Consider the following 13,372-nt stretch of genomic DNA (forward strand, 5'->3'; position numbering starts at 1 on the left):
CAGGGGAGACGAGACAGGCTGACCTTACTTGTGTGTCAGCGTGGCATTTTTCCCGGTGAGTGTTTCCGCAGAATAAACATGGATGTCCTGCTGAGGAAACGGTATCGAAATACCAGCCTGGTCGAAGCGGCGTTTCACTTCGCGGGTGACCGCAGTTTTTACATCCCACCAGTTTTCTGTTTTCGCCCACGGACGACAGACAATATTCACGGAGGAATCTGCCAGGGCGTGCGTGATCACGACAGGTGCGGGATCTTTCAGAACCAGTTCGTTCTCTTCGAGCACTTCTTTGATAATCTGTTCGGCCTGTTCGAAATCGTCGTCGTACCCGATGCTGAATTCCAGGTCGACGCGTCTGACTTTATTCGCCGTGATATTGGTAATCACATTATTCCAGATGGAATTGTTGGGGACGTGAATCGTCTGATTATCAAACGTCCGAAACGTCGTGGAAACCAGGTTCATCTGCCTGACGGTTCCGGTAATCCCCCCGGCCGTCACCACGTTCCCCACATCAAAAGGGCGGTTGATCAGAATCATCAGGCCGCTGGCAAAGTTGCTTAACGTTCCCTGTAATGCCAGACCGACGACCAGACCGGTGGCACCAATGGCTGCGAGAATCGGAGTCACATCAACTTCCAGCGCCGTGAGTGCAACGGCAAAACCGATGAGAAGAATTATATTCTTAATCGTGCTGCTGATCAGATTTTCGGCGAGTTGTGTCAACCTGACCTTACGCTCCAGTATCCAGCGTACCACCCCGGAACCAATTCGGGCAACCAGCCAGGTGATCAGCAGCGTGGCAATAAATTTACCGACATTCCAGGTCATCCGCTGACCCCCTTCCTTGGAGATGATCCAGCCTTTGATTCCCGACCAGGTGGCACTGGCATCAGAGGTATCCAGTTCAATCCCCGATACAGCAGCGATATATTTTCGGTAGGTCTCGACATCCCCTCCCTTGAGTGCGAGTGAGGTCAGCACGATTTCCAGCCGATCGCTCAATGCAGTCCGTTCGTCCTGCAGTTTCGTCAGATTGACCAGAAACTGTTCTTTCATTACTTCTGCGGTATGGGTGGGTGTTGAGTCTACTTCTGGCGCGGGTGTCTTTTCAGTATCCGCTGTTTCCGAACTGCCGGCAACCTGTTCTTCTGCGGTTGTCTTTTCGGCCTCGGTCTGATCCGGTTTAGCGGCATCAACGGCCACATCCACACCCAGGTTTTCCTGTGCCTTTTTGACGAGTTCTTCTTCTGTTTCCTTCGCCATCTTGTCAGCGGTCTTCTGAACGGATTCTGCTTTTTTCAGTGATTCGAGGGCCTGCTGATCATCGTCGGTACTGATCGCTTCGTTGGTTTTTTTAACCCCCAGCCGGGCGGCGGCGATCTGACGCGCTTTGTTGCGCAATAATTTAAACCAGGCATCGGCTTCAACCTGCAGTTCCTGCTTGGTGAGAGGCCTGACCATAATTTTCAACTGGTCAAGTGGAATCGTGGGGTCGATCGTGGTAAACGGTTTCAGGTCTTTTGCGGGTTGAGACGATTGTGCCTCTTTTGCCCCTCCTGTCTCTTTACTTTCTTGTGCAAAAACCGGCATACAGGGGACAAAACAGAACGCAACCAGCATCAACAACAGCTTTTCAAATCGCACGATCAACTCCAGAATCACATTAGAATATTTTTATCTTAGCGCACCGACAGGTCAGTTATTTTTATATTAGCACATTACAGACAGTCATCCAAAATTTTCTCAAAAGGCGCTCTCACTGCCTGCAGATAGGAAACGTTGTCACAGTTTATTCAGAAATCTTTTGAAATCAAGTAGCTGATTTTATCAGTCTTACGTTATATTTCCGTAACTCAAGGAGGCATTTCACCGAATTTCATATCAAATTCATCCGTTAAAGGCAGTCGCTCTATGACGACAAACTACGATCCCATTACTGAACAGTACAAACGGTCTAAACAGCAGCCCTGGCGCACATTTATTGAATGTTTTACGCTGTTGGAACTGGCCGGCGATCCACAGGGTCTGTCCGTTCTGGATGTCGCGTGTGGCGAAGGATTTTATACACGCATGATCCGCGAACGTGGCGCCACACGCGTGATGGGCGTCGATTTGTCACAGGGCATGATTGAACTCGCTCAGAAACAGGAAGCGCAGAACCAGCAGGGAATTGATTACATTGTCGGCGATGCCCGGGAACTGCCTGTCGCAGAACAGTTTGATCTGACAATCGCCGCATATCTGTTGAACTATGCCCGCACGCGTGAGGAGCTGCAGTCGATGTGTAACGGGATTGCGAATTCTCTGAAGCCGGGAGGCCGGTTTGTGACTGTCAACAGCAGCCCGATGTTTCACTTTCCCGGCAGCCCGTCGTTTCGTCACTTCGGTTTTGAAACGTCTGCCAGCACAGACTGGCAGGAAGGCACGCCGATCACCTGGACCTTCCACCTGGAGGACGGCCCGTTTGACATCGAAAATTATCACCTGACCGCCGACACCCACGAAGCCGCCTTCCGCGCAGCTGGCTTTAACGAGGTCCGCTGGCATGCACCGCAACTCTCACCGGACGGCCTGACAAACAACACGCCGGAATACTGGTCCCCCCTGTTAAGTAATTCCCCCATCACGTTTATTGAGTGCGTGAAGTAACTCTCCGGGAAGAGTCTGTCCTCCGATCTCCCCCAAAACGTTCCCCCACTATTAAAGCGTCTCGACAATAGTTGTCTTGACAAACTTTGTCGAAACGTCCATAATTTCATCCATGACTGCACTCGCCCCCCAACCCGAACCACAACAGACGCACTTTGACTCGCCGGAACAGCAAGTCTATCTGCAGCTCTGGCGGACGTACGACTGCCTGAAGGCCCTCGAAGAAGCCCTGTTCGTGCAATATGACCTCTCGGCGCAGCAGTACAATGTACTGCGTCTGCTGCAGGCCGTCGCTCCGGGCACGATGCAGACCATGGAACTGGGACGGCGGCTGATTTCGCGTGCCCCGGATACCACACGTCTGCTGGATCGACTGGAAAAGCGCTCGTTGATTCAACGCAGTCGACTTCCCGAAAATCGGCGGGTCGTGGAAATCGCCATCACCAGGCAAGGACAGGCTCTGCTGGAAAAAATGGCGGACGCGGTGATCGAGATGCATCAGAGTCAGTTGGGCCATCTGAGCGCAACACAACAGAAGCAGCTCGTCAAACTGCTGAAACGCACCCGGGAACCGCATGAAGATGCGAGCTGTGACTGGCTGGAATCAGATTGATCGACCGGGCAGCGCTCCCGTTTCGACCTGAGAGTATGAATTGACAGAGAAGCAGAGATGGAAAAACAGTCGTGGCGTAATTCAATACGAATGCTGTGGCCCTTTGGTCTGTGGCTACTTGCTTTTTATACGGTCTGGCTGACGATCATTGTCGCCACTGATGGCTGGCAGTCTCTTCAGCATCACTGGCCGATCGCACTGGCGATGGCTTTGGGTTCCTACATCGCCGGTTCCACTCCCATGGGTGGAGGGACCGTGGGGTTCCCTGTCCTGGTGCTGCTGTTTGACATGCCCGGTTCCCTGGGACGCAACTTCGGACTGGCGGTCCAGTCGATCGGCATGGTTTCAGCCGCCATCTATATCTTTTCCGCACGACGTCCACTCGACTGGGGACTGTTACGCCCCGCGCTCGTGGGTGCATTGATTGGTACGCCCCTGGGAGCCGCCTGCGTCGCACCGTTTGTACCGGACTTGTGGGTCAAGCTGACGTTTGCCGTCGTCTGGTGCAGTTTCGGCATTATGCATCTGCTGAAAATGCGCGAGCTGGTTTCAGCGACGGGAGTCAGTAATCACTGGCGGAACTACGACCGCTGGCTGGGACTGACGGTGGGCTTCAGTGGTGGCATCGTCGCTTCTGTGACCGGCGTGGGGATCGACATGATGGTCTATGCGACGCTGGTGCTGCTGTATCGCGCGGATCTGAAAATTGCGATTCCGACGTCAGTGGTCATCATGGCGTTTGCCTCGGTCGTGGGAATTTCGGCGAATGCGATTCTGTCGCACATCAATCCCGGTCTGTATTACATGGACCCGGAAGTGTATGCCAACTGGCTGGCCGCCGCCCCGATTGTCGCGCTGGGCGCGCCCTTTGGTGCGCTGGTGGTGAATCTGATTCCCCGCACGCCGACACTGTTGCTGGTTTCCCTCTTGTGTATCGGGCAGTTCTTCTGGACGATTGCGCATGAAAACGTCTCCGGATTTGTCCTGTTCTGCGCGGTGGCCGGTGTGTTGGCGGTCAACGGAATCTTTCACCTGCTCTACCACTGGGGACGTAACGAAGACGCCTTCCCGGCACTGCAGTCAAGTGCGCCAGAAACGCCGGCCGTTCAACTCGCCAGTGAAGAAAACGCTGGCTGAGATTCTAATCTCAGTCTTTTGGCAAATCAGAATACCTCGCAATTCACTCTGATATCACAGTTCTTACTTGGCTCATGAAATCTTGTCGAGTAGTATGAACGGCAACAGTTCAAAGACACTCCCCCTGTTGACGATCAGAAGAGAACCGAATTCATGAGCAATGCGAAGAAGCTGGAATCGATGCTCGAATTCCTGTGCAATGATGTTTACGAGGCCCTTTCAGACAATCTGGACAAGATTCTGGAATATTCAGGCCCAGGTAAACTGGCAGAACGTCTGACCGGACTGTTGCAGTTAGCGATTCAGGACGAGGGTACACTCCTCAAACCAGTGATTAATGCTTCCGCAATCAACAGTGTTCTCACTATATTACGTAACGGCATTCTCACTGATTCAGAAGTTGCTGACTCAGAACTGCTGGTCTCCGCGGAACTGCTGAAGTATTCCCTCCATCGTTTCAGTTTCATGGAAGATTACAAACAGTATCTCTATGGCTGTAATGCAGAAGAATTTCGGAAACTGCTGATCCAGTGGGAAGCAGACAACAGCTGGCTCGGAGGTGCAATTTATGACGGTGCCGTGATTGAACCCTTTCGACTGCTGGTCATGATTGCCTGTGATATCAAAAAAACTCCTGCTTTATTTCAGTCTTACAGTAAAATTCTGCTGCTGACAGCAAAACTGATTTTGAATGCCAACGGGATCCAAAAGGAAGACCAGACTTATTTTGCTCAATTGAGCAAGGGCCTGTCCGAGATTGAGGCAGCGATCTGTCAAGACCTGGATGCCGAAGCTGAGCAGCGCAGCACGCAGGAGTCAGTTGGTTCCGAGAAGACCACTAGTCAGATCACTCCCGAAGAATCATTAAAACAGGGGCTGCGGGAACTCAACGCGCTGATCGGTCTGGATGCGGTCAAAGCGGAGGTCACCCGGATGGCCAATTTTCTAAACATCCGCCAGCAGAGGCAGGAAATGGGGATGCCTGTCGCTTCGCAGACGCTGCACTTCGTCTTCACGGGAAATCCGGGGACCGGGAAAACGACGGTCGCCCGCATTATCGCCAAGATCCTGTATGGTTATCAGATTTTAAAGACCCCCAATTTTATCGAAGCTGACCGGGCGACCATGGTCGGCGGTTATATCGGTCAGACGGCGATCAAAACCAACGAAGTCATCGCGAAAGCCACCGATGGCGTGCTGTTCATCGACGAAGCCTACACGCTGGCGAAATCGGGTGGCCAGGATTACGGTCAGGAAGCCATCGACACGATCCTCAAGAAAATGGAAGACCTGCGGGAACGTCTGGTGGTCATCGTCGCCGGCTATCCGGTCGAGATGGCGGAATTCATCGAATCCAATCCGGGGCTGGAAAGCCGCTTCAGCCGTTATATTGTGTTTGAGGATTATCACGTTTCAGATCTGTGTCAGATATTCGAGCTGATGTGCAACGCCAATGCGTACCAGTTGACGCCCGCCGCACGCGGCAACCTGGCGATCCTGCTCAACCGGGTCTTCACCGACCGCGATCAGAATTTCGGGAATGCCCGCCTGGTCCGTAACGCCTACGAACGCACGCTGGGCAATCATGCCGACCGCCTGGCAATGAGCAGTGAACCGATCACCCGCGAAGCACTGTCGACCATCGAAGCGGTCGACCTCCCATTTCGCATTATCACAGGAATGACCGGCCTTATCGATTTGAGCAATTCCCGCTGGCGGGTCAACTGCCCCCACTGTGAGAATGAGACAAATGCCAGTCTCCCCTTGCTGGGACAGATCGTCAAATGCAATGCCTGCGGCACTCGCTTCCGCTGCCCGTGGTGGAACCTGGACCCCGACACCGTCCCCGGCTTAAGCGGCTTTGAACTCTACGAACGCCCGAGCGATCTGAATGGGTACGATATTCAGCCTGAGGAAGCGACCGCGCAAACTTAAGAAAGGTCGAACCATGTTGCCCGTATTGAAACGTCTATGGTTGTGCAGTCTGGCTTTGAAGCGGGCTTTCTGAAAGCTGAATATCAGACTGTGCAGTTAATTACCGACAGGAAAACAACCGGGGCTAACGCCCTGCGGCTAATGGCGAAAAAAATTAGCCGCAGGGCGTTAGCCTAATGGCACTTACTTTAAATTAAGTTGGTTACCCCTGCCGTTTGGTATGGGATTTGCGCAGATTTTTATTCTTGAAAATAGGCCGCCAATTTGACAGGAGTAATCACGCTGTGAAACAATCACCGGAACAGATTCTTGAATTCGATCGTGCCTTCGAACAACTTAAAGAATTGGTGGACTTACGCCAAGCCGATCAACTGCATCCCAGGCGACCCAATGCAATCTATACCGCCTGCGTTGTGCTGTGGATGCTGATTTTTCAACGACTCAAACCAGATGCTTCACTCGAAGCAGCGGTGAAGCATCTGATTGAAAATCAACCTGGCTACCTTCCTGAAAACAAACGATTAAGCCAGGGAACACTCTCGTCCAACAGTGCAGCATACAGCCGAGCTCGCAGCGAACTACCGTTGGATGTTGTGAAATGGTTTTCCAATGAAATCACTCGTGCCATCGTCGGGCAATCTGAACCCCTGCTGGACGGTCGTCAAATTTTTTTACTCGATGGAACCACGATCACATTAGCACCGGAAAAAGAATTACAAACGAAATATCCACCTGCCTCCAATCAGCACGGCGAAAGTGTCTGGCCCGTTGTCAATCTGACCGTTTTTCATGAGCTCAGTAGTGGTTGTGCCTTGCTGCCACAGTTGGGGGCCATGTATGGACCTGAAGCGGTTTCAGAAACGGAACTTGCCCGAAATGGCATGCACTGCCTGCCAGACGAATCGATCATCATGGCTGATGCAGGATTTGGGATCTTTGGTGTTGCTCACCAGGCACAACTCCTGGGGCATGATTTTTTTCTACGTATGAAGAAGTTAAACTTTGACTCGCTTCGAGCCAAAGCAAAACTTGTATCGCAAAGCCCAAAACATAAGACCTATCAACACCAGTGGACTCCGACCCCCAAAAACCGTAGAACACAACCCGGGCTCCCCAGGGACGCTTCGCTGGCTGTTGTTTTGCACGAAATCATCGTCAATGAAACCTTGACGCTTTATTGCGTTACCAGCCTGCCGCAAGACGCTGCCACCTTAAGTAACCTCTACAATCAAAGGGTCAATGTCGAAGTTGATATTCGTAACTTGAAGGTCGTATTAGACACCGAGAACATTCGCGCCAAGAAGGTAGACACGTTTTTGAAAGAGCTGTATACGTCAGTGGTTGCCTACAATTTAGTTGGTCAATTCCGCAGACAGGCGGCTGAACTGAATCAGGTTGCTCCACGGCGGATGAGCTTTAAGCGAACCTGGACAACATTCCAAACGTTTCTCTTAAGACACCTGCACACTGAGCCTGAATTATGGCGTAAATGCTTCGAGCGAGCCCTGTTCTACGCGACCAAAGATAAACTTCCGAATCGCGCTGCCAACCGAAGCGTAAAAAGAGAATGCTACCCCAAACGTTCGAAGAGAGACCATTTCGAAAAAAGAAAAAAACCTCCAGAAAAATTGAAACACACTGATCTGAAGTAAGTGCCATTAGGCTAACGCCCCGGTTCAGAAATGTTAACGACGTTCAAACATCTTTCGATCAAGATTATAAGCCGACTGGCGCCTTACCCCTTTACTGTTTTCCACACTATAAACACCCACTCATTTTATAACCGTTCTTACGTAACTAAAACGCATTTTTTCGGTCCGGAAAAATAAACTGCAGTCAAATTCTGACCATGGATCGACTATACTGAAACCAGCGAAACACCAACCTGAGACTCAATTGACAGGAGAAATCATATGACCGCCCAACGTATTACTCGTCGTGAAGCCCTGCAGACAACCGCCGCCCTGGGAGCAGGGCTCTGGCTGGGAAGTTCCCCACAGCCGACGCGTGCTGCTGCGAATGACAAGCTGAATGTTGCGGTGATCGGCATTGGGGGTCGCGGGGTGGCGAATCTGAATGGCGTGGGCAAGACCGAAAACATTGTCGCGCTGTGTGATGTCGACGACAAACGGGCGGGCAAAGCGTATGAGCGTTTTCCCAAAGCGAAAAAATACGCCGACTACCGCCGTATGCTGGATGATATGGAAAACCAGATTGACGCGGTCATCGTGAGTACTCCCGATCATACGCACTTCCATCCTTCCATGATCGCGATGACGATGGGCAAGCATCTGTACTGCGAAAAGCCGATGGCACATTCGGTCTGGGAAGTCCGCGAGATGACAAAGCTCGCTGCTAAGAACAACCTGGCAACTCAGCTGGGTATGCAGCGACACGCGCTGGCCAACATGCATCGGGCCGTCGAACTGATCAAATCGGGATCGATTGGCGATGTGAGTGAAGTTTATAGCTGGATCAGTTCTACCAGAGGCATGCCAGCACAGCCGGTCAAAACGGTTCCCGTTCCCGAAACGCTGGACTGGGACCTGTGGATCGGTCCCGCGAAGTTTCGTCCTTACGCCGTGAACTCCAAAGGGGAAGGCACGCTGGCGCCGTACAACTGGCGTTTCTGGTGGGATTATGGCACCGGGGAGACCGGCAACTGGGGCTGTCATATTCTGGACATTCCCTATTGGGCCCTCGATCTGAAATACCCGACCCGCGTGGATGCTTCAGGACCGAAGATCGATGCCGAGCGGACGCCGACCGAAATGTTAACCAGCTTCGACTTCCCGGCCAACGACAAGCGGGGGCCCGTAAAACTGCACTGGTCGCAGCAGAAAAACGGCCCGGCGATTCTCAAAGAAAAAGGACTCAAACTGAAAGGCGCCAACACGCTGTTTGTCGGTTCGAAGGGCATGCTGCTGACCGGGTTCGGCTCATTGAAACTGTTCCCCGGTGACTCCTTCGAAGGGTTCAAATCGCCCAAAGCAACCATTCCTGATTCGCCCGGTTTCTACAAAGAATGGACGGACGCCTGCAAAGGAGAAGGCCCCGCGACCTGCAACTTCGACTATTCGGGCCCGCTGTCGGAAACGGTGCTCCTGGGCAACACCGCCTTTCGCGCGGGCGGCGGTTTCGACTGGGATGCGTCCACGCTGAAAGCCAAAGGGAATGAGAGCGCCAAACCATATCTGCATTCCGAATTCCGCAAGGGTTGGGAAGAGTTCACGAGTTAGGACTTTACACGTTCGATGAATGACATCCTGATTCGGGAAGCAACGCCCGCTGATGCTGCGGAAGTGACAACCGTTTTTGAAACGGCGTTTGCACCACTGCGGTCCATCTATCGGCCCACAGGCGCTGCGCTGGCCCGCCAGGCGGAACGCGCTCAGACCGGCACGCGACTGGTGGCTGAAATTGATGGCAAGATTGTCGCGACCGTTCAATATGACCTGCACGCGGAACATATTCACGTCATCGGCCTGGCCGTCCATCCCGATTTCCAACGCAAAGGCATCGCGCGGCAGTTGCTGGACTGGATCTGCATTCGCGCAAAGAACCTTGGACAACCTGCGGTTGTGCTGGATACAATCCGGGAGACCGGCAATGTCCCTCTGTTTGAAAAGCTGGGCTTTCGCGTCACTCACGAAGAGACAGCGACCTGGTGTGTCAGCGAGAAGTACCAGGCAGTTCATGATGTCAAACTGGAACGCCTGGTTTAACAGCGAACCAAAATCAATATCCCGGGGTCATTCTACTGCAGAGAACTCCGGCGGTTTATGGCAACCGCTGATCTGTCAAATGCTACTTCATCACAAAAGGCAGTGCGGCGATGATAATTCGGCCAGCGGTATTATCTGATCTGGAGGCGATGACCGAGATTTACAATGAAGCGATATTAACGTCAACAGCGACTTTTGATATTGAACCGATGACGCGGGACGAACGCTTACCCTGGTTTGAATCGCACGACGAGCGACATCCGATTCTTGTCGCTGAGGTGGAAAACCAGATCGTGGGCTGGTCCTGTCTTTCCCAATGGCGTCCCCGACGGGCGTATGCGGATACAGCAGAAACGTCGTTTTATGTCAAAACCTCACATCGCGGCCGGGGTATTGGGCGGCAGTTGAAGCAGGCGATTATTGAAGAGGCACGCCGCCTGGGTTATCACATACTGATCGCTGGCGTCGCGGAAGGGAACGAGGTCAGCCTGCATCTGAATCAGAGTTTGGGATTCGAAGTCGTGGGTACATTTAAAGAGGTCGGAAAGAAATTCGGCAAGGTCCTGGATGTGACCTATCTGCAACTCATGCTGAACTGAGACGCGATGAAGCGCACCAGAATTCACTTCGGAATTGCACTTTCGATCCGAAGCTGGTAAGAAAAACAGAGCGAGCTGCCTGATCTCGAACTGATTACTCCTGCTCAAGAAAGACTCTGCCCATGAAACGCGCGCACGTCCTGGCTGTCTGTCTCTGTCTGTTCGTCACTTCCTGGCTGGAAGCCGCGGAAACGTCTGCCTTCACAAAAGAAACCGTCATGGTCCCGATGCGGGATGGCGTGCTGCTGGCAACCGACGTCTATCGTGATCCCAGTCTCAAACAGACGCCGGTTCTGCTGATGCGGACGCCTTACAATAAGGACCGCGTCAAAAGAGTCGCCGAGCGGTTTGCGGCGGCCGGTTTTGTTGCCGTCGTGCAGGACTGTCGCGGCAAGTTTCAGTCGGAGGGGGTGTTCTACCCCTACGATAATGAAGGACGCGACGGCTATGACGCGATTGAATGGCTGGGCAAACAACCGTGGTCTAACGGTCGCATCGGCATGTGGGGCGCATCCTATGTCGGTGGGACGCAGTGGCTGGCCGCGAACGAACGACCGCCGGGACTGGTGACGATTGCACCGACGGCAACCTTCAGCAGTTTTTATCGCAATCTGTACCTGGGCGGCGCGATGCGGCTCTCGCTGATCACCCGCTGGGCGTCGGGTAATTCACAGAAGCCGGAAGGGGTGGAAGTCACAGATGACTGGCGACGCACATTACTGCATCTGCCGATGAGTGAAATTGACGACGAGATCGGCTGGTCGATTCTCTGGCTGGAAGGCATGTTGACGCATCCGGAACATGACGGTTACTGGAAGCCGACCGATCTGACGGCTGATATCGTCGATCTGAAACTGCCGATGCAGCATATTGTCGGTTATTACGATTTCTTTTCACGGGAATCAGTGGGCAACTTCGCGCGGATGCAGCGGGAAGCCCATGATCCGGAAACGCGCGAGCGCCAGCAACTGATCCTGGGCCCGTGGGATCATGGCTCGATTGGACGCGCGAAAGTGGGCGATGTCGATTTTGGTGAGAACGCGGTCATCGACAAGGATGGTGAGAACCTGAAATGGTTCGAACAATACCTGAAAGCGGACGCCGCCAAATCACCTGCTGTTGCTGTGCCTGTGAAATATTTTTCGATGGGCGACAACGTCTGGCGTGAATCACAGACCTGGCCGCCCCAGGGTTTCACGCCGACGGCCTTTTATCTGCATTCCGAAGGGAGCGCGAATACCGGTGCGGGGAATGGCAGGCTCGACTATTGTCCGCCTGTCACTGCCGAACCTGCTGACAGTTTCAAAGCTGATCCTGCTGATCCCACGCCTGCCTGCCCGGTGACGGAGAAGCGTCCGTTGATCGCGGCGACCTGGGCTCCCGTGGATCAACGGCCGATTGAAAAGCGAAACGATGTGCTGGTTTATACGTCGGAACCATACACGGAGCCTTTGACATTCGCCGGTAATGCCGAGGCTAAGCTGTATGTTTCCGCCGACACGCCTGATGCGGACTGGGTGGTGAAACTGATTGACGTCCACCCGGACGGATTCGCACAAAATCTGGCAGTCGGAATATTGCGCGGACGTTTCCGCGATTCAGAACAGAAACCGACGGCTCTGCATCCGGGCGAAGAATACGAAATCACCGTAGACCTGGGACCGATCGCCGCCCAGATCGGAGCCGGTCATCGACTGCGCGTGGATATCTGTGGTGCCTACTTCCCGCTGTTCGACCGGAATCCGAATACAGGGGAAGGGCCGTTCGGGAAGGGGACGAAAGTCGCGACCGAAAAAGTGTATCACGATGCGGTCAGGTCGTCGCGGATTATTCTACCCTGCGGGTATTGATAGATGCGGAGACCGATTGTGTCGTTTAATTTGAACCGGCTTTGTTAATGGAAATCAATCAGGAGTGCAAGTTCATACAAATTGGGAGACAACCGGGGCTAAGGCCCTGCGGCTAATTAGATGGAATCGGGACGACTTTCAGATTGACTTTGGAATCGTCAATGATGCTCAGCACGTCGCGGCAGTATTCGTGGCAGTTGATGCAGGTATTCAGCGAATGCATGTAGGAGTATGTGGCGCCGTCGAGATTTTTTTCTTCGGCCATCTTCGCGAGTTTCTGTGCCTGCTTGCGGAGTTCGGTGCGATGGTGGGCATATACCGGATCTTTGTGTGCCGCCCAGGCGGTAGCATTACAGATGCTACTTAATTCGGTGGCGCCACGGTGAATCTGGTCAAAGTTTTTGGTGACCAGTCCACTGGTGATCTTCTGACTGCAGGCCAGTTTCGCCAGCATCAACGCGGCCTGCTGATCGCCGGGATCGGCTTCCGCTTTCTCGGACTGACTCGAAGCAGAGACCGCGCCGGCGATGAAGAGAACGCCCGCTGTTACTAATAACCATCGTTGCGTTAAGCTCATGTCTGATCCTCGGAACGCGCGACAGGTAAGCCTGTGACGCAAAATAAAATGCCCTGTTGCAGGAGGCCGTCCCTGTTTTCTTAATCCATACAATCGGCCTGATACTTCATATCGGCTCTGGATATCCAATTTCTGAAATCAAGGAACAGGAAAGGCTCAAGAATCGTCTGAGAAAACGATTGAACACCTGGTGGATTGTAGATATTACATCGCATGCGTCCTGCAGAAATCCCTCCTTCTTACGCATTCTTTTGCCACAGCCTGCGTGCTGGGCTGAGTCTATC

At 53.0% G+C, this 13,372-nt stretch carries 11 protein-coding genes; 9 read left to right on the forward strand and 2 right to left on the reverse strand.

Features of this window, described 5'->3' with window-relative positions; translation table 11 throughout:
- Positions 1–24: 24 nt before the first annotated feature.
- Positions 25–1,647 carry a mechanosensitive ion channel family protein gene (locus Pan161_RS24110; protein ID WP_197995496.1) on the reverse strand — a complete coding sequence of 541 codons (1,623 nt, stop codon included), beginning with the start codon at positions 1,645–1,647 and terminating at the stop codon, positions 25–27.
- 267 nt (positions 1,648–1,914) lie between these two features.
- Here Pan161_RS24110 and Pan161_RS24115 point away from each other — a divergent pair, with 267 nt between their 5' ends.
- The 9 genes from Pan161_RS24115 to Pan161_RS24155 all read left to right on the forward strand — a co-directional run bounded on the left by Pan161_RS24115 (position 1,915) and on the right by Pan161_RS24155 (position 12,511).
- Entirely contained in the window at positions 1,915–2,652 is a 738-nt protein-coding gene (locus Pan161_RS24115) for a class I SAM-dependent methyltransferase (RefSeq protein ID WP_145231296.1), read from the forward strand.
- Between the two features lie 112 nt (positions 2,653–2,764).
- Positions 2,765–3,265, forward strand: a complete 501-nt coding sequence (locus Pan161_RS24120) for a MarR family winged helix-turn-helix transcriptional regulator (RefSeq protein WP_145231297.1) — start codon at positions 2,765–2,767, stop codon at positions 3,263–3,265.
- A gap of 57 nt (positions 3,266–3,322) precedes the next feature.
- Positions 3,323–4,402, forward strand: a complete 1,080-nt coding sequence (locus tag Pan161_RS24125) for a sulfite exporter TauE/SafE family protein (RefSeq protein ID WP_145231298.1) — start codon at positions 3,323–3,325, stop codon at positions 4,400–4,402.
- 153 nt (positions 4,403–4,555) lie between these two features.
- On the forward strand, positions 4,556–6,337 hold the full coding sequence (locus Pan161_RS24130) for an AAA family ATPase (protein WP_145231299.1): 1,782 nt from the start codon (positions 4,556–4,558) through the stop codon (positions 6,335–6,337).
- Positions 6,338–6,621: 284 nt separating this feature from the next.
- Entirely contained in the window at positions 6,622–7,989 is a 1,368-nt protein-coding gene (locus Pan161_RS24135; protein ID WP_145227022.1) for an IS4 family transposase, read from the forward strand.
- Positions 7,990–8,250: 261 nt separating this feature from the next.
- A complete protein-coding gene (locus tag Pan161_RS24140; RefSeq protein ID WP_145231300.1) occupies positions 8,251–9,576 on the forward strand; it encodes a Gfo/Idh/MocA family protein in 1,326 nt (441 codons plus the stop codon).
- A 15-nt stretch (positions 9,577–9,591) separates the two neighbouring features.
- Positions 9,592–10,062: a GNAT family N-acetyltransferase gene (locus Pan161_RS24145; RefSeq protein WP_145231301.1), complete on the forward strand. Its 471-nt coding sequence runs from the start codon at positions 9,592–9,594 to the stop codon at positions 10,060–10,062.
- Positions 10,063–10,172: 110 nt separating this feature from the next.
- Entirely contained in the window at positions 10,173–10,661 is a 489-nt protein-coding gene (locus Pan161_RS24150) for a GNAT family N-acetyltransferase (RefSeq protein WP_145231302.1), read from the forward strand.
- 122 nt (positions 10,662–10,783) lie between these two features.
- Positions 10,784–12,511: a CocE/NonD family hydrolase gene (locus Pan161_RS24155; protein WP_145231303.1), complete on the forward strand. Its 1,728-nt coding sequence runs from the start codon at positions 10,784–10,786 to the stop codon at positions 12,509–12,511.
- Positions 12,512–12,623: 112 nt separating this feature from the next.
- On the opposite strand, the gene Pan161_RS24160 is transcribed toward Pan161_RS24155, so the two are convergent.
- Positions 12,624–13,088, reverse strand: coding sequence for a hypothetical protein (locus tag Pan161_RS24160; RefSeq protein ID WP_145231304.1), 465 nt, complete (start codon positions 13,086–13,088; stop codon positions 12,624–12,626).
- Positions 13,089–13,372: the final 284 nt, after the last annotated feature.

The organism is Gimesia algae (genome assembly GCF_007746795.1).
In the GTDB taxonomy this organism is placed as follows: Bacteria; Planctomycetota; Planctomycetia; order Planctomycetales; family Planctomycetaceae; genus Gimesia; species Gimesia algae.

Bases quoted from the DNA above. Each gene is read 5' to 3' on its own strand.
- Pan161_RS24115 (WP_145231296.1), top strand. From the start codon at position 1,915: ATGACGACAAACTACGATCCCATTACTGAACAGTACAAACGGTCTAAA.
- Pan161_RS24120 (WP_145231297.1), top strand. From the start codon at position 2,765: ATGACTGCACTCGCCCCCCAACCCGAACCACAACAGACGCACTTTGAC.
- Pan161_RS24125 (WP_145231298.1), top strand. From the start codon at position 3,323: ATGGAAAAACAGTCGTGGCGTAATTCAATACGAATGCTGTGGCCCTTT.
- Pan161_RS24130 (WP_145231299.1), top strand. From the start codon at position 4,556: ATGAGCAATGCGAAGAAGCTGGAATCGATGCTCGAATTCCTGTGCAAT.
- Pan161_RS24140 (WP_145231300.1), top strand. From the start codon at position 8,251: ATGACCGCCCAACGTATTACTCGTCGTGAAGCCCTGCAGACAACCGCC.
- Pan161_RS24145 (WP_145231301.1), top strand. From the start codon at position 9,592: ATGAATGACATCCTGATTCGGGAAGCAACGCCCGCTGATGCTGCGGAA.
- Pan161_RS24150 (WP_145231302.1), top strand. From the start codon at position 10,173: ATGATAATTCGGCCAGCGGTATTATCTGATCTGGAGGCGATGACCGAG.
- Pan161_RS24155 (WP_145231303.1), top strand. From the start codon at position 10,784: ATGAAACGCGCGCACGTCCTGGCTGTCTGTCTCTGTCTGTTCGTCACT.
- Pan161_RS24160 (WP_145231304.1), bottom strand. From the start codon at position 13,088: ATGAGCTTAACGCAACGATGGTTATTAGTAACAGCGGGCGTTCTCTTC.